Source organism: Virgibacillus salarius (assembly GCF_039521925.1).
GTDB classification, from domain to species: Bacteria; Bacillota; Bacilli; order Bacillales; family Amphibacillaceae; genus Virgibacillus; species Virgibacillus salarius.
Genome location: NZ_BAAACY010000137.1, coordinates 1 through 23,420 on the forward strand (window position 1 = coordinate 1; position 23,420 = coordinate 23,420).

The following is a 23,420-nucleotide window of genomic DNA, read 5'->3' on the forward strand; positions in this document are numbered from 1 at the left end:
TGTCCGATTGGTTTAACTAACCATCCGTGGGGAAAAACAAAACCCCCACGGATGGAAGTTTCACTTTATCTTTACATATGAGATGATAAAGTATTCTATTTTTTTGCTTCATTGGCAGCAGCTAATTCTTATTTTGCGGAATAAATCTCTACATCCGCCTGCTGGTTTTCAAGCTTTTGTTTATTTTGTCTTTGCGCTTTTACTTTGTCCGTTATTTTTTTTGAAGTAGCAGATGCCGTTTGTTTTACATTTGTGAGTTTTCCCTTAGCTGAATTTCCAAATTTCTTGGTTATTACTACCGTATTATCTTTTGTATTTACCATCTGCTTTGAAATATCTTTACGAAGCTCTTTCCCTGTTTTAGGGGCTAATAGTAAGGATGTAATGGCACCAACAGCAGCACCTATTAATGTCCCTGATATAACTTGTTTTACATTGATCGATCTCTTCGTTTCAGTTTTTGCCATTCATTTTCTCCTCCTGTTAATATGATGTCACCGCGTAACAAAAGATAGGAGATGTTTTAATCTCACTCATACAAGCATGTGACTTTAGCTCATTATAAGTTCATTACCCCTAATCTATAAAAATAAAACGGTAAAATTAAATATATTTAAATTATACCCGATCATTTTAAATCATCTGAATATATACCAAAACCATTTATATTCATAGTAAAATAGATTTACAACTAATAAAAATAAAATCAGGAGGTAAATAGATGGAACAACGAATTACATCGGTATATATTATTTCTCCACAAACGAAAGCCATCTTATTAAAGGAACGATCCTACTTTCGTTCTATTATTTTGGAAGGAAATATGCAGAGAAGGTCTTTACATAAACCAGAACAGATAATTAACAATAGTTGTTTATTATATGGATCGACGTTAGACGGAAGAAGGAAGGCTGTGAAGCGTATATTAAAATCGTCTAGCAAACTCCCAGTTCCTATAATTCCAGAGAAGGGTGTTTACATGCTACCTACTGCCTCAATAAAAAATAAAAGCTGTGTTTGGTTGGCTTATCATCATATTGATACTTATGAAAAGTATCAAGATCAGACTTATATTAAATTTTTTGATGGCAATGACTTACTAATTAATATCTCGCATAATGTGTTTGATATGCAATATAAGCGAACTAGCCAATTAATCGTACATATGAATAGAGGGTTTTTATTCGACCAACGTAGTTTCCGAAATCGATATTTTAAATTTTAATACAGAAAAATAAGAGACGGACGCAAAAGAAACTAAGATTTAGTTGGATGGACAAGCTGGTAGCTCAGAATAGGGAACAATATGTTTCTTTTTTTTTACGTAAATTTACTTGTTTTGAAAACGCTTTTGTTGTTAAACTTATAAAGCGGTATAATGACTGACCGGTAAGTCAGGATTTTATTGAAACTATTCGTATAGTTATTACGTAAAACAGGTGGGTGACGAGATTGAATGAGAAAAAGATGAAGTTAATTGAAGCAGGAATGAAATTAATTGCTGAAAAGGGGTACTTTAACACTTCTATTCAAGAAATTGCGAATGAGGCTGGTGTATCAAAAGGTTCTTTTTACATATATTTTCCATCGAAAGAAGATTTCCTTACTACAGCTTTTCTAGATTTCCACCGCCATATTACTTTGGAAATGAAGGAAGCAAAGAGTAATGGAAAAACACCTAAAGAGAGTTTTGCAAATCAAATCACTGTTCTAATTGATTATATCTATAAGCATAAGGATTATATTATGATGTATTTTCGTGAAAATATATCAATTGGGCAAGATATGGATAACCAAATATGCAACTTAAAGATAGAGAATTTTAATTGGATGAAGGAAAATCTACGAGATATCTATGGTAATCAATTAGATGTAATGATTATTGATGCTGTTATACAAGTAGAAGGTCTCATTCATGGTTATTTAAAGTGGTTGGTAATAGATGATATTACAATTGATAAATATCGAGCAGGTATGTTTATCGTTAGACGGTTAGATGATTTAATTAAAGGAATGCTAGAAAATCAGGAAGAGCCGCTAGTCAAAGCCTCAGAAATACCTTCTGATTATCATAATGCAACGGAGTATGAGCGTTTTAAGCAACCTTTTCTAGCAGCATTAAGAAAGTTAGAGTCGAAAGTAGCTGAATTACCATTAAGTAGAGCTAAAGAGTCTCAACTCTATCAGGTGATACAGGCCATACAAAATGAGGCAGATAGTAATGAGCCACAAACTGTAGTTATTCAAGGGTTGTTAGCTCACTTTACTGGATATCCTGAATTGAATGAAGAAGTTAAACAAATTGCTACAGTGTTCGATGTTGAACTATTATGATGTGTTAAAGATAAGAGAGGAGTCGAATAGATGAAAAGATTAAGTATAGGTCTTGCGGGATTATTATTAATGGTTCTGCTAGCTGCATGTAATCAAGAAGAGGATAAGAAGCAAGGCGAAGAGAGAGTAACCCCAGTTGAGACGGAGGAAGCGACGGAAGGGGATATCGTTATCGCTAAGACAGTTTATGGACGAACACAACCATTGACATCAACTCCTATTATGGTTCAAAATCCTGGAGAAGTAGACACGTTGGAGGTTGAGAATGGGGACCAGGTCAATGAGGGCGATCTGATAGCCACTATAAAGACACCGGCAGGTAAACAAAATATTAGAGCTTCTCGAGATGGAGAAATTGCACAATTATCGTTAGGTAAAGGTGAGATTGTTTCAACGGAAAATCCATTAGCATTGATCGTTGATTTAGAAAAGATAAAGCTACAGTTTACGGTAACAAATGATATCCGTTCCTTATTAGATAAAGAAGACAAATTAACTACCATTATTGATGATAAAGAATATAAAGCAAAAGTTACTTCAATAGGAACAATGCCTGATGATACAGGTCTATATCCAATTGAAGCAACTATAGAGAATAAGGATAATGAATTATTGCCAGGAATGACTGGAAAATTGCATATTCCAGAAAAACGAATTGATTCCGCCGTTATCGTTCCTACAGAAGCAATTGCAGAGGAAAATGACGAGTCATTTGTTTATGTGATAAGAGATAATAAGGCTGTTCGTACTATAGTTTCGATTAAAGAATCACAATCAAATCAAACTGCTATTGAGGGTGACGTTAAAGCTGGGGATCAGATTGTTGTAAATGGTCAGCTGACATTAACTGATGGTAGTAAGGTCAATGTCGTGAAAGGGGAATAAATTTTGAAGCTTGTAAAAACATCAGTAAAACGTCCTGTCGGCGTTATCATGATTGTTCTGGCCATTCTTGCATTGGGAGCCGTCTCACTCCGTAGCTTAACGGTTGATTTATTTCCAAAAATAGATCTCCCAATTGCAGTGGTCGCAACCACTTATGATGATGCTGCACCACAGGAGGTAGAGAATTTAATAAGTAGACCAATCGAATCTGCAGTAAGTACTGTAGAAGGTATTGAAACAGTTCAATCGCAATCGCAGTCTGGCTCCTCACTTGTAATGCTAATGTTTAGCAATGGAACAGATTTAGATCAGGCATTGTTAGATGTGCGTGAAAGTGTGGATCAGGTTAAAGGGATGCTGCCAGATAGTGCAGGCGAACCAAATATTATGCGATTTAATCCAGATCAGATGCCTGTAATGTGGGTAGGACTGACTGGTCAGGATGCAGCAGCGTTAACAGAGGTTGCCGATGATCAAGTTGTGCCATTCTTTGAAAGACAAGGTGGAGTGGGCTCTGTTTCTGTTGAAGGTGGAAAGGAAAGAGAAATTCAATTAATCTTGGATGAATCCAAACTTCAACAGTATGGGGTAACGACACAATCTATTATTCAATCATTAAATAGTACGAATCAATCAGCCTCAGTTGGAACCGTTGAAAAAGGAAATAAGGATCTTCAACTCCGTATTACTGGCGAATTTTCATCAGTGGAAGATATTAAACAAACGATTGTTCAAACTGAAGCAGGTGCTACGATACACGTAGAAGACGTGGCTAAGGTTAAGGATGGTTTTAAAGAACAATCCAGCTTAACACTTGTAAATGGTAAACCATCAGTCGTTTTATCTGTTTTGAAAAAAACAGATAGCAATACGGTTGAAGTGGCTACAAATATCGAAGACAGTATCAAAGAAATAAAACAAGAATTACCATCTGATGTCAATTTAGATGTGATTATTGATACATCTGACTTTATTCAAATGTCTATTGATTCGGTAGTTCAAAACATATTAATCGGTGGGATTATCTCCATCTTTATCTTGTTGTTATTTTTAAAGAGTATTCGCGCTACAATTGTAATTGGTTTATCAATTCCAATTGCAATTATTACAACCTTTACGTTAATGTATTTCACTGGCGAGACGTTAAATATCCTAACACTAGGAGGGCTAGCATTAGGTTTAGGAATGATGGTGGATAGCTCCATCGTTATACTGGAGCATATTTACTCCTTCAGACAAAAAGGTTATAGTTTGAAGGATTCAGCAATAAAAGGTGCATCTGAACTGGCTCCTGCCGTTATTGCTTCTACAACAACTACCCTAGTAGTATTTCTACCTATTATTTATGTAGAAGGAATAGCATCAGATTTATTTACACCGCTTGCTTTAGCCGTCTCATTTTCGTTAATTACTTCGTTGGTTGTTGCGGTTACACTTGTTCCGATGCTTTCTTCAAAATTACTGAAAAAAGCAATCAAGGATGGAGGAAGACGATATTGGTTTGATCGTTTCTTAGATTGGATCAATGATCGTTATCGCAGTATCTTAAAATGGGTATTGGGTCATCGAAAAACGTCAGTATTTGTTACCATCCTAGCCATTGTTGGTAGCTTGGCGTTGACACCATTTATTGGAGCTGAATTTATTCCTTCTGCTGATCAAGGTCAGATGGAGGTTCGTATTGAAACAGCCTCTGGAAGCTCTTTGAAGCATACCGAAGAGGTTGTTGAAAAGGTGAATAAGGAATTAGAGGCATTTGATTCCGTCATTGAAACAAATTATGTAAGTGTCGGCGGAGGAGGCTTTGCCGGAGCTGGTGGCGGTGGTGCGAACCAGGCGACTTACACCATGCAGTTAATCCCTTCATCAGAGAGAGAGAAGACAACAAATGCTGTTGTCCAGGAAATGGACGAAGCACTTCAGGATATTCCTGGAGCTGAAATCACAGTAAGCTCAATGGATTCGGGCATGAGTATGGGAGAACCTATTCAAATAAAATTAAAAGGTCCAGAGCATGAAGTGTTAACAGAACTTGCGGATCAAGTTGTCGATGAAATATCCACAGTAGATGGAATTTATAATCCAGAATCTGCTGCATCTGATGGTGTACCGCAGATGAATATTACCGTTGACAAAGATAAAGCAGCAATGTACGGTTTGACTCAGGAACAGGTTCTTGGCCAAGTGCAGCTACAATTTACGGGCCAAGTAGCTACAAAGTATCGGGAAGACGGTCAGGAAATGGATGTTAGCCTTATGTATCCAGAGGATCAGCGTAGTTCAATAGAAGATTTACATGATATGAAGATTCAAACAATGCAGGGATCAACCATATCACTTGATGAAGTAGCTGAATTTAAGCAAATGAGTGGACCTGTTAGCTTACTAAGAGAGAACCAGCAACCACAGATGAATGTTACGAGCCAGATAGTTGATAGAGACTTAGGAAGTATATCATCAGACGTAGAATCAGTACTTGCGAGCATGAATTTACCAGAAGGCTATAGCTATGAAATTGGTGGTCAGTCCCAAGACATGACAGATTCATTTACTGATTTAGCAATTGCGTTGGTCTTCTCGATTTTCCTTGTTTATGCAGTGATGGCTATACAATTTGAGAATTTCTTATTCCCATTAATTATTATGTTTGCAATGCCTGCAACTGTAATTGGGGTTATGCTCGGACTGTTTATCGCGGATATTCCTCTTAGTATTCCTGCTTTTATTGGAATAATCATGCTTGCCGGTATTGTTGTGAATAACTCGATTGTATTAGTTGATTATATAAATCTTTTACGCAAAAAAGGGAAAGATCGTTATGAAGCAATTTTAGAAGCAGGACCAAGCAGGCTACGTCCTATTGCTATGACAACATTAACAACGATTTTAGCAATGGTACCATTAGCGCTTGCTCTTGGTGAAGGTGCTGAAACACAGCAACCATTAGCGGTCACAATAATATTTGGGTTAGGCGTTTCAAGTATCTTTACACTACTATTAATTCCTGTAATCTACACACTGTTTGATGATTTAACAGCAAAAATTACAAGAAGAAATAAAAATACAGAAGAAGCTTAGGTGATAAGAAGCTGCTGAGATAAAGCGATAAAGCCCATTCTAAAGGTGAACAATACACTATCTTGGGAAAGATACGTAGACCTCCTTGGCAAGCGAAGTATATTTCCCAGCAGCTTCGTTAGGGACAAAAGAATTTTTAGCGATGTAAAACCGAAACTTTATCTGAAATAGTTAGATAAAGTTTCGGTTTTGGAAATAGATCATTCATTCATCGCTTAGTCAAATGCTTGCTTTCTGTGGGCACGTCTTCAACTATTTTACTTTTGTCCCAGCCACTTTCCTGATCAGTCAAGTATTAATATTTGTTAGTTTAATTATTTCCGGATTCAAAAACCTTGTGAATTTGGGCGTGCTTTTTTTCACTTCTCACTAATTTTAACCTGAGTACATCCGCAAAAAATGTATTTGATTAACTTTATTGAGAAGAATAGAAGAAGTAGAGGAGGATATCTTATGTCTTTATCCAGAATAATGAAATGGGTCACAGGGATATTTGAAGCACTACTTGGCTTTCCTATTCTTGGGGGCTTATATATTGTTTCAAATTTTTGGACACCCTTGTTTGTTATGTTAATACTTCATATCATTACATTATTTTTATCAAAAAGAGATGGTGCAGCTACAGCAGGTAGTATTTTAGGAATTATTACATCATGTATTGGGTGGATACCTATTGTCGGTATGCTAATGCATATCATTACTGCTATTGTACTAATAATTACTGGAACCATTTCAGACGAACAAAAACGTATAAATTAAAAAGACCAAGTAATTCGTATGTTATGCGAATTACTTGGTCTTTTTTTAGAAATTAGCATTTTGCTAAACTAGAATATTACGCTGACTTTTTTCTGAGAGATGATCAGCTATTCAGTAATTGGCCACCAATGGAATCCATCTTGTTCAAGTAAATCATTGGCAGCCTGTGGCCCCATTGAACCTGAAGGATAGTTTGGGAATTTAGGTTGTGATGCTGACCATGCTTGAAGTAAGGAGTCGATAAATGCCCATGAATAGGCTACTTCATCCCAATGTGTAAAGTTTGTTGTATCGCCGATGATACAATCATAAATTAGTTTTTCATAAGCTTCTGGTGTGTTTATTCCATCCACGCCATTATTGGTATAAGAAAGCTTAATAGGCTCAGCAATTGAGCCGATTCCAGCCTTTTTAGCGTTGAGATACAAAGTGATTCCTTCATTTGGTTGAATATTAATGACCAGTAAATTAGGATGCTTCTCTGCTTCATCCTTGTAATATAAATTCATTGGTATATCTTTAAACTCAACGACAATTTTAGTGGATTTTTCTTTCATGCGTTTGCCGGTTCGGATATAGAATGGTACTCCTGCCCAACGGTAGTTATCAATCATTACTTTTCCAGCAACGTATGTCTCTGTAGTAGATCCAGCTAACTCTTCTGTTTCTTCTCGATATCCCTTCACCACTTCGCCTTTTGAGGTTCCACTTCCATACTGTCCACGAACAAAGAATTCATCCACTTTGTCAGGATCAACGTGTCGTAATGCCCGTAATACCTTCACTTTTTCTGAACGAATTTCTTCTGGAGTTAATTTAATTGGTGGTTCCATTGCTAATAATGCTACCATTTGTAGCATATGGTTCTGTACCATGTCTCTTGTAGCACCTGAATGATCATAGTAGCGTGCTCTATCTTCAACACCAAGTTCTTCACTAGAAGTAACTTGGATATTGGAGATAAAGCGATTGTTCCATAAATGTTCAAATATCCCATTCGCAAAGCGAATAACTTCAATGTTTTGTACCATTTCTTTTCCTAGATAATGATCGATACGATAAATCTGATTTTCATTAAAAGCCACGCGAATTTGATTGTTTAACGCTTTTGCAGATTCTAGATCATGACCAAATGGTTTTTCAATAACAAGTCTTGTCCAGCCAGCACTATCCTTTAAGCCGTTTTGTTGAAGCTGATTGGCGATGGAACCAAAATATTCCGGTGCCATAGCTAAATAGAATATTCGATTGCCATCTGTTTGATAATTACCCTCCAGCTCTTCAAGTAATATTTTTAAATGGTCATAGGAAGACGTGTCAGTTACATCAAAGGAATGATAATAAAAATGAGATGAAAAAGCTTCTATATCTTCTGCGTTTAAAGAAGCATTTTGAATTGAATCTCTTACATTTTCCCTAAAAACTTCATTGGTCCATGGTCTACGAGCGAGACCAACTACTGCAAAATCTTCACCAATTTTTCCATTCTGATAAAGGCGATAAATGGAAGGGAATAATTTCCTCTTAGATAGGTCTCCTGTTGCTCCAAAAATCACAATTACTACGTTTGGTTTATCTATAGTATTCAAAATACCCTCTCCATTTTCTATTAACTAATTAGCCGATAGCCAAGTTATCCCGCATATAACTGGCAGTAAGCCCCCGACTCCAGGCGATAAACTGAAATAAATATGGATAAGTATGGGAACAACTGCCAGTAAATGTCCGATTGGTTCTACTATCAATCCGAAACCCACGGATTGAAGTTTCACTTTATCCCGCATATAACTGGCAGTAAGCCCCCGACTCCAGGCAATAAGCTGAAATAAATATGGATAAATATGGGGACAACTGCCAGTAAATGTCCGATTGGTTCAAAGGCCTTTAGGCCATACCCCCTGTGGTACTAACCATAAGTGGGGGATAAAACAGCCCCTCAACTGATTGAAGCTTCACTTATAAATCATTAACTTCCACTATCATATAAGTTAGAAATTAGAAAATCAACTATTCGAGACGGAACCAGCCCCAGGCTTTCTTAAAAATTTGATTAGCGACTTCAGAGAACATCAAGCCGATGGCAATAGCCCCGGCTAACAGCATCACTTTTGCTGAAAGTTGAACAGCGCTAAAATAATCATTTTCAACAAATTTTCGCATGGCATCATAAGCAATGCCTCCAGGCACGAGAGGGATTATTCCGGACACATTAAAAATAATTATTGGTGTCTTATATAATCTTGCACATAGATGACTTAATACAGCAACAAGCATGGAACCAAAGATAGTAGCAGGAACGGTATCCATTCCTTGATCAACCAAGATATAATAGACAATCCAGCCGAACATGCCGGCAAGTCCACACTGGATTAAAGCTTGTCTGGGGGCATTAAAAAGAATACCAAATCCACTAGCAGCGATGAAGCTGGTCATTAGTTGAGCAAAGAGCAAGTTTATCTCCTCCTAATCCTACATAAAGGCAAATACGACAGCAACACCAGCACCGATTGCAAAGGCTGTTAATATTGCTTCAACGCCTTTTGAAACACCGGCTACTAAATGACCTGCCATCAAATCACGTACTGCATTTGTTATGTGTAACCCAGGTACAAGAGGCATTACGGCCCCGATAATAATCTTATCCATTTGCATGCCGAAATTCAGCTCGATAGCTATAAGTGCGAGAATGGCAATGATAAAAGAAGCTAGAAATTCGGCAATAAATCTTATCTCCACTAGCTTTTCAAACCAGATCATGACAGCAAAGCCTCCTCCACCAGCAATAAAAGAAGGGATAAAATCACCCCATAATCCACCAAACATGATGGTGAAGCTACCGCTAACTAATGCAGCTGCTAGAATTTGCATCCAATATGGAAATGATTCACTGGCATGCTGAACGCCCTTTAGCAATAATAAAGCCTCTTTTACCTCAATAGATTGTTCGGCTATTTGTCGCGAAATACTGTTTACTTCAGTAATTTTATGGAGATCAGTTGAACGATTGGAGATTCTACGGAAATAGGTCGCTTCTCCTTCAGTAGAAAAATGAATACCTGTTGGTGTCGCATAGCTTTCCGCATTTTCTAATCCATAGGCAATTGCGATTCGATTCATTGTATCTTCCACTCGATAGGTTTCTGCACCACTCTCCAACATGATTTTTCCAGCAAGAATGCAGACTTTAGCTACAGAAGTAGGGTCATTGTTATTCATAGGGTTCCCCCTTTCATAAGCATGTTACTAATATGTAATGATAGGAACGATTCGTCCAGAAGATAGGATGTTCGGCTTATTGTATTTTTTCCACCCAATCTGGCGCTTGTAAGGAGCATAATATCTTTAATTCTTCCTGTCTTTTATCTAAATAAGAACTTATATTTAATAAGTCGTTGTCGACCATCGCTGGATGCGTCATAATTTCAATACTTGATGCTTCAAGTGATTGGATTTGTGAGAATAAATCAGGGGTTATTCCTTCTCCATAGAAGTCTAACCAGATTTGTTCTGTTAATAATATATCTTTCTCATCTTTTAAGGAGTCAGTAACACGAACAGGGACCTGATAATCCTTTGCTAACTTCATGATTAAAGGTTTAAGTGGCTCCCAACCATGTACATGATGATGACTATCAATATGATGTAAAGGAAGACCCGTATTCAAAAAAGCTTCTATTTGGGAGCGCCATTCTAACTCCAATTCCTGTAAATTGGGCGGATTCATTTGTCGAAAACGACTACTAAATCTAAACGTACCATCCTCGTTTACAAGATCAGATATCTTGGAGCTTAATGGTTTCCCCCAAGTTAATACCAGATGGATTCCTACTTTTAAAGTTGGATGTGCTTTCGCTTGTTCTACTGCATAGTCTACAGCCAGCCCATTCATCATTAACGTTGTAGAATCAACTACCCCCTGCAAATGGGACTGTATAATGCCATCTGTTACTCCTTTTGTTAGACCATAATCATCCGCATTAAATAAAACCTTCATAAATATTTTCCCCCTCCATATTATTAAACTTTTATTCAGCTTCAAATGGGTAGTTACGTTCAATGACAAAATTTGTTTTATCTCCTCTAAAGTAAGAGCGAGAATATTCTACCTTCTCCCCTTTTTCATTTTCTGCAACGGTTTCAATATAAAAGCATGGTGAACCAGGTTCACAGTTTAAATGTGAAGAGGAGCGCTCATCAGCAAGTGCGATTTCTACATGTTCCGTTGTTTTTGCTATGTGGACGTTGAAATCCTCTTTTAAAGCTCCATAAAGCGAGGTCTCGGCTTGTTCCTTTGTAATTCCTGGTGCAACATTCCACGGAATGTAGGCGATCTCATATTGAGTCGGCTCAGTATTCGCTTTACGAACCCGCTCCACCCTTTGAATGGGGTCATTTAACGTAACATCTAACGATTGTTCTAGATATTCATTTGCCGGTACAACTTGAATACTAATCAACGTGATTTCTGCTTTTTTCCCTTGAATGGCAATCTGGTCGCTATATCGTTTTACGGTTTGGGATAATGTCTGTTTTACTTTCTGATCGGCGACAAAAGTTCCTCTGCCTTGATGACGCTCTAAGTAACCCTCAACAGTTAATTGATTGAGAGCAGTTCGAATAGTTGTTCTACTCACGCCAAAACCCTTACATAATTCTAGCTCTGTAGGTATCTTTTCTCCTCTCTTATATTTATTAGCTTTAATTCGATTCAGTAGTTCCTCTTTTATATAGGCATGTAATGATTGGTTCTTTTCCATTCGTGCACTCCCTTATCTATTTGATCTTTTTATCATGTTCATGGGTTAAAAGGAAATTTTCAATTCGTTAAAATTACGTGAAACTAAAATTATCTGGTTATATGTTGTAAAAAGCAAAAGACCTTTTTGCAGGATAATACATGAAGTACTCGGTTAGGTAATGTAGATGATTGTCGATAGCCCGATAGTAATTGTATTGTCTACATGTATGCGTTATTAAAAATTCTTTTACTTGTAAATTTATTTAATTAAAGTGTACAAGATTACACATTTAATGACAATATTTTATAAATGTAATGACAATATAAAACAATTTTTTATTAATGTATGGACAATAAATAATTTGTATGATACATTTTTAGTGGAGAAACGGAATAGGTATAAGTAACCAATAGTTAAGGAAGAAGTTTAGAGTTTTTTGGATCATTCCAGAAGACGCTTAATTTTTCATTATAATTAAAAGCGTTTTCAAAATTCATCAAAGGAGTTTATACAAATGACAGTAAAACTTGTAGTAGTTGGTGGTGGATCGAGTTATACACCTGAGATTATTGAAGGGATAATTCGTCGCCATGATTCATTCCCTGTTACAGATATTGTTCTAGTTGATATTGAAGCTGGGAAGGAAAAACTCGAGATTATCGGTAATCTGGCACAACGCATGATAGAAAAATCCAATAAACCTATTAATCTATCGTGGACATTAGATCGTAGAGAAGCACTTAAACAAGCTGACTTTGTTTCAACACAGATAAGAGTAGGAGGTTTAGCTGCTCGTTCAAAGGATGAACGAATCCCATTAAGTCACGGATTTATTGGTCAGGAAACAAATGGGGCTGGAGGAATATTTAAGGCCTTTCGTACCATACCAGTATTATTGGATTTGGCAAAAGATGTTCATGAAATTTGTCCCAATGCGTGGATTATAAACTTTACAAATCCTGCTGGAATCGTTACAGAGGCATTATTGAAACATTCACCACATAAGAAGGTTATTGGTGTTTGTAATATTCCATACAATATGCGTCATTCAACAGCAGAAATATTGGATGCCGATCCAAATGACGTATTAATTGAATTTATTGGGATGAACCATTTTGTTTTCGGTAAGAAGGTATATGTCAATGGAATAGATCGTACCAAAGAAGTTTTGGAGAAGTTAAGCGGCGATTTAGATTACTCACCTGCAAACATTGTTAATTTAGGCTGGTCGAAGACATTCATTGAAGCAACTGGACTTCTTCCTAATCCATATCATCAGTATTATTTCCAAACGAAAGAGGTTTTGGAAAAAGATGTGAAAGCATTTAAGGAAAATGGTACTAGGGCTGAGGTTGTGCAAAATTTGGAAACATCTTTATTTAACATCTATAGTAATCCATCATTATATGAAAAACCTAAGGAACTAGAAGAACGTGGTGGTGCTTTTTACAGTGACGTCGCTTGCAGTTTGATGGACTCTATATATAACAACAAACAGGATGTTCAGACTGTAAATACGATTAATAATGGGGCTATTCCAGATCTGCCTGAAGATGCAGTTATTGAAGTAAACTGCATGATTACAAATAATGGTCCAAAACCGATTTCTGTAGGTGCATTGCCACATACAGTGAAAGGCCATATTTATCAAATGAAGGCATTTGAAGAGTTAGTGATTCGGGCAAGTATATCTGGAGATTACAACGATGCATATACAGCAATGGTTATGAATCCACTTCTTGCAAATGAAAAAGGTAGTAAGGTTGTGCTTGATGAGTTATTAGAAGCACATAAATCATATTTACCACAATTTAAATCAAGGGGGAATTAGAATGAATAAGTTCATTGAAATTGCTGGTCGTATTGGATCACAACGTCATCTAGTAGCAGTGCGTGATGGATTCGTTGCGATTATGCCTTTAATTATTGTTGGTTCATTAGCAATCCTGATTAATAACTTTCCGCCATTTGGAAGTTTCAATTTCGTAGAATGGATGAATGGTATTTTTGGAGACGGTAATTGGCAGGCAGTTGGGGGAAGTATTTGGAATGGAACCTTTGCTGTATTGGGACTTTTAGTTTCGTTTTCTATCGCTTATAATTTAGCTAAGTCCTATGATGTTGATGGCTTATCAGCAGGTCTAATATCTGCTGGGGGCTTCATTATGCTCGTCCCATGGACTGAGGATGGTGGCTTGAATGCAGCATGGTTGGGGACACAAGGGTTATTCGTCGGAATTATTCTTGCATTAGTATTAACGGAATTATTCAGAATCTTAATAAAATCAAAAATGACAATTAAAATGCCAGAAGGTGTTCCTGAAGGAGTAACTCGTTCTTTTAAAGCTTTAATTCCTGCAGTAATTATACTCATCATTCTTGGTTTCTTCCAAGCATTGATGAATGTATTTGCAGAGCAAAGCGTGTTTGAGGTTATTTTTAATGTTATTCAAGAACCATTACAGGGGTTAGGGAATACGCTGCCTGCAGCAATGGTTGTCTCATTCCTCAATCATTTACTATGGTTCTTTGGTTTACATGGTACGAATATTATTGGATCCGTTATTGAACCATTATATTTACCATTAATTGAACAAAATTTAGATCTATTTAAGAGTGGAATGTCCGCATTTGAAGTACCAAATATTGTAACAAAGCCATTCCTTGACTCATTCGTGTTCATGGGTGGATCTGGTACCACAATTGCCTTATTAATTGCTATCTTTATTGTCATCCGTAGAGAAAAGAATCACCCTTATCGTCAAGTGGCAAAGTTATCTGCACCAGCAGGGTTATTTAACATTAACGAGCCAGTAATATTTGGTTTGCCAATTGTTTTGAATCCTGCAATGTTAATTCCTTTTATTTTGATACCGGTTACGTTAACTGTTACGTCATATATAGCATTGGCGACTGGGCTAGTTCCAAGAACAGTGGCGATCTTGCCGTGGACAACGCCACCAATTTTAAGCGGTTACTTAGTAACTGGAGGAAGCTGGCGTGGAATTGCTTTACAGGTATTTAATTTAACGCTTGCTGTACTTATGTATATACCGTTTATAATGGCAGGAGTTAGAACACTAAGACAACGAAAAGAGGGTTAATACAATGGAAACAACAGAGGATGTTCAAATGTTATCTTTCCAAATTATTTTACATGCTGGAAATGCAAGGTCACATGCGATGGAAGCAATTTCTCATGCAAAGGCATACCAGTTCAACGAGGCACGTCAAAAGATTGAAGCGGCTGATAAAGAATTTAATGACGCACACCATATGCAAACAAAACTCTTACAGGAAGAAGCAGATGGAAAACAAACGGATTTATCCGTAATATTGATCCATGCGCAGGATCATCTAATGACGGCTATGACAGTGAAAGACTTAGCGGTTGAAATGATAGACATGTATGAGAAAATACAAACATTGGAGGGATAATAAAATGAAAATTATACTAGTTTGTTCAGCGGGGATGTCAACGTCTATGCTTGTTAAAAAAATGAAGCAGGCAGCTGAGGAGCGGAAGCTAGATGCAGAAATAAATGCAGTTGCTGAATCACAGTTAAAAAATGAATTAGATAATCTAGACGTTGTATTAATTGGTCCACAGGTTCGCTATTTAGAAAAGAAAATTAAAGAACAGGTTGAACCACATGGCATTGCCGTCGATGTAATCGATCAAATGGCATACGGCATGATACAAGGTGATAAAGTTTTAGATCAGGCAGTAGAGCTTGCAAAATAATTTCATACATGAAAGGAATAGCTGCCTGTTTTCTGAAACGATGGATTACAGCGCAGCTATTTTTTTATCGTCTAGGAAATAGTAAAATTTGCCAATGTGGAAAAGGCGCGTTTTGGGCCGCGTCCAGCCCCAGCCCCCAGAACTAGGCGACATTCATGTTGTTTGGTCGTATAGCGTTTTAAAGGGATTTATTAGTCTGTTAAAGGTGAGCTATCAGAGTTTTCTTATTTAGACCTTTACAATTTATACCAATCTTGTTAAGCTGTTTTTGTTAGAAAATTTAATAGGAAATGTTACAGCACTAGGGGAGCTATTTGGAATAGCTGAGAAAGACGTATTCGTTTTGACCCTCTGTACCCGAACAGGATAATGCCTGCGTGGGAAAGTGTGGTCACCAAGGCTACATAAATGTTGACTGCATTCACAAGGAATGCAGTTTTTAATTTAATGTATAGCAAATCGTTCTCTGTTTTGCAGGTAGTCAGTCTAGTTTTGATCTCGATAGCTCTTTCTATGTGCTGGAAGTCGATTTCTTATTGGGAGGCGATTTTCATGCATGAACAATGGGGATTTTTAGAAAATGTACCACATGATGCTTCCATTAATATGGCATTAGATGAAGCCTTGCTTCATTGGCATTATGAAGGGAAAATACCGCCGACATTACGGTTTTATCGATGGATGAAACCGACACTTTCGATTGGTCATTTTCAAAAAGTAGATGGAAAAATTGACTTAGAAGGTGTACAAAAACATCAATGTCAGTTTGTACGCAGAATGACAGGTGGAAGTGCGGTATTGCATGATGATGAATTAACATACAGTATTGTTATTTCTGAGGATCATCCTATGATAGCTTCTTCGATTCGCCAAGCTTATTATGATTTGTCGAAAGGAATTCTAAAAGGTTATCAAAACTTAGGAATAGAAGCAACCTACGCTGAATCATTTTCCAAGGAGAGAAGTAGTATTTGCTTCGAGCGGCCTGCTTTTTATGAAATGGTTGCAGATGGTAAAAAACTCTCAGGAAATGCACAAACTAGAAAAAAAGGGGTACTGCTTCAGCATGGATCGATACCGATAACCATGAACATTGATTTGCTATTCGATCTATTTTTATTTCCTTCAGACAAATTGAAAGAAAGAAAAAAACAAGGCTTTTGGAAAAAAGCAACAACAATTAATCAGTTAACAAATCAAGCGCATTCGTACGAAACAATTAAACCTGCTTTTATGGAGGGGTTCTCGAAAGGACTAAACATTAAGCTAGAGCCTTTTTCATTAACGAAAAGTCAATGGGATGAAGTATATAAACTTGCTGAAACAAACTATTCTGATGAGAACACGAGAAAAGGAGCGGTCACCCATGCCTAAAGATCAGACGTATATTCGAAAGCCTGAATGGTTAAAAACAAAGTTAAATACGAATAAATCATACAGAGGACTAAAAAAACTAATGCGTGATAATCGCTTAAACACTGTATGTGAAGAGGCACGTTGCCCGAATATTCATGAATGTTGGAGTGAAAGAAAAACAGCTACCTTTATGATTCTTGGAGATACATGTACACGAGGATGCCGTTTTTGTGCTGTAAAGACTGGACTGCCAAATGAACTGGATTGGGGAGAGCCAGAAAGAGTTGCGGATTCTGTTGTTGTAATGGGGCTTAGACATGTTGTTGTAACAGCAGTTGCTCGCGATGACTTAAATGATGGTGGTGCTGCCGTTTTTGCTGAAACTGTTCGAGCAGTACGAAGAAAAAATCCTGGCTGTACTATCGAAATTCTACCTTCTGATATGAAGGGTGACTATGATAGTCTGCATACACTTATGGATAGTGCTCCAGATATTTTTAACCATAATATTGAAACGGTAAGGAGATTAACAAAACGTGTACGTGCCAGAGCGATGTATGACCGTTCCTTGCAGCTACTTCAACGGGTAAAAGAAATTGCTCCAAACACACCAACAAAATCTAGTATTATGGTAGGTTTAGGAGAAGAAAAAGAGGAGATTATTCAAGCGATGGATGATCTGTTAGCACATCAGGTAGACATTGTAACAATTGGTCAATACTTACAACCAACTAAAAAACATTTAAATGTAGAGCGTTATTATCATCCTGATGAGTTTAAAGAGCTGAAGGAAATAGCTATTAATAAAGGCTTCAGGCATTGTGAGGCAGGTCCATTAGTTCGTTCTTCCTATCATGCAGATGAGCAAGTAACACAAGCTTCTGCACAGCGTCGAATTAATTATATGAAGGGCTATGAGAAACAGGAAAATAAGGAAGTCGACTTCACTTTTTAACTTCATCATGATACGTTATCATGAAACTTCTTATATCTGTTTTTCGTAATAAGAATAGTCAAGAGATTCAGACCTATGAAGTGAATAGAAATGGAGCGTATACAGATGAATGCTGTAACAATAAAGCAACTAGCAAAGCAATTTAGTTTGGAAGTATTGGCAGGAGAGGACCAATTGAACCGAACGATAACAAAAGCTAGAACGCATCGGCCTGGATTGGAGTTTATTGGATACTTTGATTTCTTTCCGATGGAACACGTTCAAGTATTGGGAAGAAAAGAAATTACCTACTTACATCAATTATCACATGAGGAGCGGCAGCTACGTATCGGTAACATCGTAAACTATCATCCACCTTGTTTTATTGTTACATCAAATCAAGAGGGATTAACGTATTTGACTAGATTTTGCAAGCAAGAAGGTATTCCATTATTACGTACGAAGGAAGCGACATCTACATTTATGGATAAATATGATGCTTATATGGTAAAGGCATTAGCTCCTGAGACTGCTGTTCACGGTGTATGTGTTAATATTTTTGGACTTGGTATATTGATTCGTGGTAAATCTGGAATTGGTAAAAGCGAGATTGCCCATGCCTTAATTGGTCGAGGACATCGGCTTGTAGCAGATGATATGGTTGTCTTAAAAAAATTAGGACCAGAAACATTACTCGGTACACATAATGGTACAAATAAGGAATTTCTTGCACTACGAAGCATTGGGCTCTTAAATGTGGTAAGACTGTATGGTAGAAAGGCATTTCAAGAGGAAACTCGTATTGCTCTTGATATTGAGCTGGCAGCGTGGCAAAAGAATGAGTTAAATAATGAATTAGAAGTAGCTACGGAAACTAGTGATTATATGGGGGTAACAATTCCTCGTATTGAAATACAGCTACAGCCTGGTCGTGATGTTGTCGGCTTAATTGAAGCGGCAGCAAATAATTGGTATTTACAGCAGCAAGGATATAGTGCTGCGGAAGAATTTATTCAACGTTTAGATTCTGATCGGACAGAAACAGAAGAGTAAAAATAGATAGAAGTCCTTCTATCATAGAAGGATCAAGAGACTGAGACAAAAGAATGAAGAAACAATCAAAAAACGAACGATAATTGGTTGAAATTAATTATTGTTCGTTTTTTGATCAAAATTATTAATTCAGCACCTGAAATAAGCGAGACTCCAGCGGGAACAGTACGCGTCCGCAGATCCACTTGGTAAGGTGTTTTTCTTTACCAAGTTAGCTAAGGCCGGCCTGCGGAAAGCGCGTATATTTTCACGGTGCGGCGATGATACTCCTATTGATAACATGATTATTCGTATTTTGAGTAAAGAAGGTGTGCTTATTCCAGAAAACCATTACACGTCATGTGTGGGAAGTAGCGATAGAACAGGTTCAAAGGAACTGGATTTATAATCAAAGTAAGTGGATGTATCCGAATGAGAAAAGAGAAGTGGAACGTAGCTACGCAGATTCAGAAGAACTGCATGGGCTGCGTTATTGTCGTTTCCTCGGAAAGCGAGTGGTATTCCGTTCGCCTACGAAAAAAGTCTTGTAGAAAACACAAAAGGTTCTCTACAAGCTAAACCTCCTACCATATCAAGGAGGTTTTATACGTTATGGAACCATTAAAAATAAAGAAATAACAGAAATAAGTGGGATGGCCATTGTTAACATTAGGCTGATCATCGAAAAGTTGTTTACAGCCGATTTGGAATTTTCCTCCACATCTACTTTTCTCTGCATAAAAATAAAGAAAGCAGCAAATAACATGAAAAACACAATAATTATTCCAGGGACATATAAAGTAGAAACATCAGAAACAGGGGCTAGTTTTGAAAAGCCGTATATAATGAGAATAATTGGAATGGCTTCGCTTATAGCTACACCTAACATCATATTTGTTTGTACTTTACCTTGCTGTCTAGGATCCTTTTTAAGCTTTTCAACGTTTATTTTAAATAGAATTAAAATGGGAAATACAGCGAATGCTGCTGCAGCGACAAACACATAGGGAATCACTGTCTCATCCTCCTTACCTCTAGTAAAAATGCTAAAACCAGCTTACCATGTACTATGAAGTTCCACAATAAGATTTGCTAAAAACTGCTATTATTCGATATAATTTAAGCTGGTCTTATCTGAATTGAAAATAATTATAATCCAGCTAGGAAAGTCATCTAGGATACTTAGGAGAATTCTATGTTTAATTACTTGGATTTATGGATTGCGTTTTTAATAGCACTCTTAACTGCTTTTTTACTTACATATCCAGTGAAAAAATTTGCTATGTTTATTGGAGCTGTCGACTTACCGAATCATCGTAAAATACATACGAAGGTGACACCTCGTTTAGGTGGACTTGCTATATTTTTAGGAACGATAGCTGGGATGATTTATTTACATCCTATGCATCCACATTTACCAGAAATTGCTGCAGGTGCTGTTGTAATCATTCTTACAGGTGCTTTAGATGATCGGTTCAGCATTCGACCAGTTGTAAAGCTGACGGGCCAGCTAATTGCTGCTACATTTCTCGTATCTGCTGGGCTGATTATAGAAAGACTGACATTGCCATTTTTCGGTACTGTGGAGTTAGGTTTTATTAGCGTTTTTGTCACTGTAGTCTGGGTGGTAGGTATTACAAATGCAATCAATTTAATTGATGGCTTAGATGGGCTGGCAACGGGAGTTACGACAATCGCATTGATCAGCATATTTATTATGGCATTAATTGATGCGCAAGTTCTTGTAGCTTACATATGTGTAGTGTTGATAGGCAGTAATCTTGGCTTTCTTTATCATAATTTCTATCCAGCAAAGATTTATATGGGAGATACGGGATCTAATTTTCTTGGATATATGATTGCCGTAGTGTCGATGCTTGGTTTATTTAAAAATATTGCTCTATTCAGCTTTATTATTCCAATTATCGTTCTAGCAGTGCCGATTTTTGATACGTTATTTGCTATTGTTCGAAGAGCATATAATAAAGAGAATATAATGATGGCAGATAATAAGCATATACATTATCAACTGCTACACGCAGGCTATAGCCATCGCAAAACAGTGCTAATAATTTACGCATTTAGTGCCTTGTTTGGTGCAATGGCAATTTTATTTTCCAATGCGAGTATTACCACAGCCTTTGTTATTACTTTTTTTGTACTTATTCTCCTGCATGTATTTGCAGAAATGGCGGGTATTGTAATGGGGGGAAAGCGCCCAATGCTTGACTTATTACAGAGGCTATTCAAGAAGAGAAAAGTAGATAAAGATAATACGTAAATCATAAGCTTTTGTTATTTAAGCAAAGTTTACTATAATGGGATAGAATAAAGATAGAAATTCTTTACTGACATATAGATTAGAAAGGAATGGCATATATATGCAAAAACAGCAAATTGGTGTAATTGGGTTAGCGGTTATGGGAAAAAATCTTGCGCTAAATATTGAAAGCCGTGGGTACTCTGTTGCCGTATACAATCGCTCTGTAGATAAAACAGAAGCATTTTTAGAAGATGAAGCAACAGGAAAAAATTTCATAGGTGCGAAGACAATAGAGGAATTTGTGAATTCCCTTGAAAAGCCAAGAAAAATCTTGCTAATGGTAAAAGCAGGACCTGCTACAGACGCAACTATCGAATCATTGAAGCCTTATTTAGAAAAAGGTGACATTTTAATTGATGGTGGAAATACACTGTATGAAGATACGATTCGCAGAAATAAGGCACTTGAAGAAACAGGTATTCATTTTATTGGAACAGGCGTATCTGGTGGCGAAGAAGGTGCGCTAAAAGGTCCATCTATTATGCCTGGTGGACAAAAGGAAGCCTATGAGCTTGTGGCACCAATTTTTGAGGCGATTTCTGCTAAGGTAGACGGAGCAGCTTGTACGACATACATTGGTCCAGATGGTGCCGGGCACTATGTGAAAATGGTTCATAATGGTATTGAATATGGTGATATGCAACTAATTTCCGAGGCTTATTACATATTGAAGCATGTACTAGGGCTTAATGCAGATGAGCTTCATGAGGTTTTCTCTGAATGGAATAAAGGTGAATTGGACAGTTATCTAATTGAGATTACAGCTGATATTTTTACAAAGAAAGATGAAGATACCGGCCAACCACTAGTTGATGTTATTCTCGACACTGCTGGACAAAAAGGAACTGGTAAATGGACAAGTAAGAATGCATTGGATTTAGGTGTTCCACTTCCATTGATTACCGAGTCAGTGTTTGCTCGCTTTATTTCAGCAATGAAAGATGAACGTGTAAAAGCAAGTAAACAATTGCAAGGTCCTGATGTACCATTTGCAGGTGATAAACAAGCACTAATTGAAGCTGTTCGAAAAGCACTATATATGAGTAAAATCTGCTCTTATGCACAAGGGTTTGCTCAAATGCGTGCCCAATCCGACGAAAATGATTGGGGTTTACGCTATGGTGATATCGCCATGATATGGAGAGGTGGTTGCATCATTCGTGCGCACTTCTTGCAAAAAATTAAAGAAGCTTATGATCGTGAACCACAACTAGCTAATTTAATGCTCGATCCTTATTTTAAAGAAATTGTCGAAGGCTACCAAGGAGCTTTACGAGAAGTCGTAGCTACAGCTGTTAAGCATGGTATTGCTGTACCAGCATTTTCAAGTGCAATAGCTTATTATGATAGCTATCGTTCTGCAGATTTACCAGCTAATCTCTTACAGGCACAACGAGATTACTTTGGTGCTCACACCTATCAGAGAAAAGATAAAGAGGGCGTCTTCCATACGAATTGGCTATAAATAGATTACCCATTACGGGAATTATAAAGGATGATCAGCTGTCCATCAAACATGACTAATTATCAGAAAGTCTCTATATCCTGTGGACGATGCTTAGCTTGTTTGAGAACAAAAGTCATTCAGCTTTTCCGAAAAATCAATATGCCACACGGAAACATCATTGATAATTTCTCCCACGGCATAAAAGTAAATAAGAAACAATAAAAAGAACTAAAATGATGTACGGCACCCCAAAAGTTAGAGTGAAATCTATCTTTTGGGGTGTTTCTTTATGGCTTATATATAGTTATCCATATAAATTAATGGTAGTAAGAGCATATCAAAAGGGTTATTTAGAATATGACATGTTGGCTAAGAAGTATGGAATAACAAGGAGTTCCCCATTTAAACGGCAAAAGAAGGGTGCATTTTTTCTCCGTGCAATGTACGGCTACCCAATCTTTCCTGCGGGAACAGCATGAGCCAGAAGCTTCATTTAGTAATGTTTTTTTCTTTACCAAGTTAGCTTGATAAGTGCCAACGTGAAGCGAGCCTATTTCAGGTTACGTCGTGGATTTCCTACTATATTAATAATACCGTACAAGTCTATCTACCATTTGAATGTAGAAAAAGTAATAGAAACATGACAAAATATTGGAGGTTTATGTTGTTTTTCGTCGAATTACCAAGAATTTCTATAACTTTAACACTAGGACTTTTGATACTGGCTTAATATTCGGAAATTTACTATGATTGTTAATATCTGAATATTAAGTCTTAGTTTATTCAGA

General features: G+C 37.0%; 21 protein-coding genes and 1 riboswitch. Of the genes, 14 read left to right on the forward strand and 7 right to left on the reverse strand.

Features of this window, described 5'->3' with window-relative positions; translation table 11 throughout:
• Positions 1–128 precede the first annotated feature (128 nt).
• Positions 129–467: a YtxH domain-containing protein gene (locus ABDZ84_RS16800; protein ID WP_051388343.1), complete on the reverse strand. Its 339-nt coding sequence runs from the start codon at positions 465–467 to the stop codon at positions 129–131.
• Between the two features lie 254 nt (positions 468–721).
• Between ABDZ84_RS16800 and ABDZ84_RS16805 the strand changes: the two genes are divergently transcribed.
• The 5 genes from ABDZ84_RS16805 to ABDZ84_RS16825 all read left to right on the forward strand — a co-directional run bounded on the left by ABDZ84_RS16805 (position 722) and on the right by ABDZ84_RS16825 (position 7,056).
• Positions 722–1,225: a competence protein ComK gene (locus tag ABDZ84_RS16805; RefSeq protein WP_051388342.1), complete on the forward strand. Its 504-nt coding sequence runs from the start codon at positions 722–724 to the stop codon at positions 1,223–1,225.
• 227 nt (positions 1,226–1,452) lie between these two features.
• Positions 1,453–2,334: a TetR/AcrR family transcriptional regulator gene (locus ABDZ84_RS16810; RefSeq protein ID WP_026681761.1), complete on the forward strand. Its 882-nt coding sequence runs from the start codon at positions 1,453–1,455 to the stop codon at positions 2,332–2,334.
• A gap of 30 nt (positions 2,335–2,364) precedes the next feature.
• On the forward strand, positions 2,365–3,219 hold the full coding sequence (locus ABDZ84_RS16815; RefSeq protein ID WP_026681760.1) for an efflux RND transporter periplasmic adaptor subunit: 855 nt from the start codon (positions 2,365–2,367) through the stop codon (positions 3,217–3,219).
• A 3-nt stretch (positions 3,220–3,222) separates the two neighbouring features.
• On the forward strand, positions 3,223–6,297 hold the full coding sequence (locus ABDZ84_RS16820; protein WP_343782330.1) for an efflux RND transporter permease subunit: 3,075 nt from the start codon (positions 3,223–3,225) through the stop codon (positions 6,295–6,297).
• A 453-nt stretch (positions 6,298–6,750) separates the two neighbouring features.
• The gene (locus ABDZ84_RS16825) at positions 6,751–7,056 is read left to right on the forward strand and encodes a hypothetical protein (RefSeq protein ID WP_026681758.1); all 306 of its coding nucleotides are present in this window, start codon (positions 6,751–6,753) and stop codon (positions 7,054–7,056) included.
• 107 nt (positions 7,057–7,163) lie between these two features.
• Here the strand turns inward: ABDZ84_RS16825 and zwf are convergent, their stop codons facing one another.
• From zwf to ABDZ84_RS16850, 5 genes are all read right to left on the reverse strand, one after another.
• Positions 7,164–8,645, reverse strand: coding sequence for a glucose-6-phosphate dehydrogenase (gene zwf, locus ABDZ84_RS16830; RefSeq protein ID WP_026681757.1), 1,482 nt, complete (start codon positions 8,643–8,645; stop codon positions 7,164–7,166).
• Between the two features lie 418 nt (positions 8,646–9,063).
• Positions 9,064–9,489 (reverse strand): threonine/serine exporter family protein, encoded by a 426-nt coding sequence (locus tag ABDZ84_RS16835; RefSeq protein ID WP_034679236.1) that lies wholly within the window; start codon positions 9,487–9,489, stop codon positions 9,064–9,066.
• A gap of 36 nt (positions 9,490–9,525) precedes the next feature.
• A complete protein-coding gene (locus ABDZ84_RS16840; RefSeq protein ID WP_026681755.1) occupies positions 9,526–10,272 on the reverse strand; it encodes a threonine/serine exporter family protein in 747 nt (248 codons plus the stop codon).
• Between the two features lie 76 nt (positions 10,273–10,348).
• Positions 10,349–11,050, reverse strand: coding sequence for a chitin disaccharide deacetylase (gene chbG, locus ABDZ84_RS16845; RefSeq protein ID WP_026681754.1), 702 nt, complete (start codon positions 11,048–11,050; stop codon positions 10,349–10,351).
• A gap of 31 nt (positions 11,051–11,081) precedes the next feature.
• Complete coding sequence (locus ABDZ84_RS16850) at positions 11,082–11,813, reverse strand: GntR family transcriptional regulator (RefSeq protein WP_026681753.1); 732 nt, start codon at positions 11,811–11,813, stop codon at positions 11,082–11,084.
• A gap of 496 nt (positions 11,814–12,309) precedes the next feature.
• Between ABDZ84_RS16850 and ABDZ84_RS16855 the strand changes: the two genes are divergently transcribed.
• The 7 genes from ABDZ84_RS16855 to hprK all read left to right on the forward strand — a co-directional run bounded on the left by ABDZ84_RS16855 (position 12,310) and on the right by hprK (position 18,883).
• A complete protein-coding gene (locus ABDZ84_RS16855; RefSeq protein WP_026681752.1) occupies positions 12,310–13,626 on the forward strand; it encodes a 6-phospho-beta-glucosidase in 1,317 nt (438 codons plus the stop codon).
• 1 nt (position 13,627) lies between these two features.
• Positions 13,628–14,899: a PTS sugar transporter subunit IIC gene (locus ABDZ84_RS16860; protein ID WP_121603935.1), complete on the forward strand. Its 1,272-nt coding sequence runs from the start codon at positions 13,628–13,630 to the stop codon at positions 14,897–14,899.
• A 4-nt stretch (positions 14,900–14,903) separates the two neighbouring features.
• On the forward strand, positions 14,904–15,233 hold the full coding sequence (locus tag ABDZ84_RS16865; protein ID WP_026681750.1) for a PTS lactose/cellobiose transporter subunit IIA: 330 nt from the start codon (positions 14,904–14,906) through the stop codon (positions 15,231–15,233).
• A gap of 4 nt (positions 15,234–15,237) precedes the next feature.
• On the forward strand, positions 15,238–15,540 hold the full coding sequence (locus ABDZ84_RS16870) for a PTS sugar transporter subunit IIB (RefSeq protein ID WP_026681749.1): 303 nt from the start codon (positions 15,238–15,240) through the stop codon (positions 15,538–15,540).
• Between the two features lie 293 nt (positions 15,541–15,833).
• Positions 15,834–15,941: riboswitch (TPP riboswitch) on the forward strand.
• A 151-nt stretch (positions 15,942–16,092) separates the two neighbouring features.
• Positions 16,093–16,914 (forward strand): lipoate--protein ligase family protein, encoded by an 822-nt coding sequence (locus ABDZ84_RS16875; RefSeq protein ID WP_026681748.1) that lies wholly within the window; start codon positions 16,093–16,095, stop codon positions 16,912–16,914.
• On the forward strand, positions 16,907–17,851 hold the full coding sequence (gene lipA / locus ABDZ84_RS16880) for a lipoyl synthase (RefSeq protein WP_026681747.1): 945 nt from the start codon (positions 16,907–16,909) through the stop codon (positions 17,849–17,851). Before ABDZ84_RS16875 ends, lipA begins: the two co-directional genes overlap by 8 nt.
• Before the next feature lie 105 nt (positions 17,852–17,956).
• On the forward strand, positions 17,957–18,883 hold the full coding sequence (hprK, locus tag ABDZ84_RS16885) for an HPr(Ser) kinase/phosphatase (protein WP_026681746.1): 927 nt from the start codon (positions 17,957–17,959) through the stop codon (positions 18,881–18,883).
• Positions 18,884–19,472: 589 nt separating this feature from the next.
• Here hprK and ABDZ84_RS16890 read toward each other — a convergent pair.
• On the reverse strand, positions 19,473–19,877 hold the full coding sequence (locus tag ABDZ84_RS16890; protein WP_026681745.1) for a hypothetical protein: 405 nt from the start codon (positions 19,875–19,877) through the stop codon (positions 19,473–19,475).
• A gap of 180 nt (positions 19,878–20,057) precedes the next feature.
• Between ABDZ84_RS16890 and ABDZ84_RS16895 the strand changes: the two genes are divergently transcribed.
• Together ABDZ84_RS16895 and gndA are read left to right on the forward strand one after the other, a co-directional pair.
• Complete coding sequence (locus ABDZ84_RS16895) at positions 20,058–21,143, forward strand: glycosyltransferase family 4 protein (protein WP_026681744.1); 1,086 nt, start codon at positions 20,058–20,060, stop codon at positions 21,141–21,143.
• Positions 21,144–21,243: 100 nt separating this feature from the next.
• Positions 21,244–22,650, forward strand: a complete 1,407-nt coding sequence (gene gndA, locus ABDZ84_RS16900; protein ID WP_166530677.1) for an NADP-dependent phosphogluconate dehydrogenase — start codon at positions 21,244–21,246, stop codon at positions 22,648–22,650.
• Positions 22,651–23,420 lie beyond the last annotated feature (770 nt).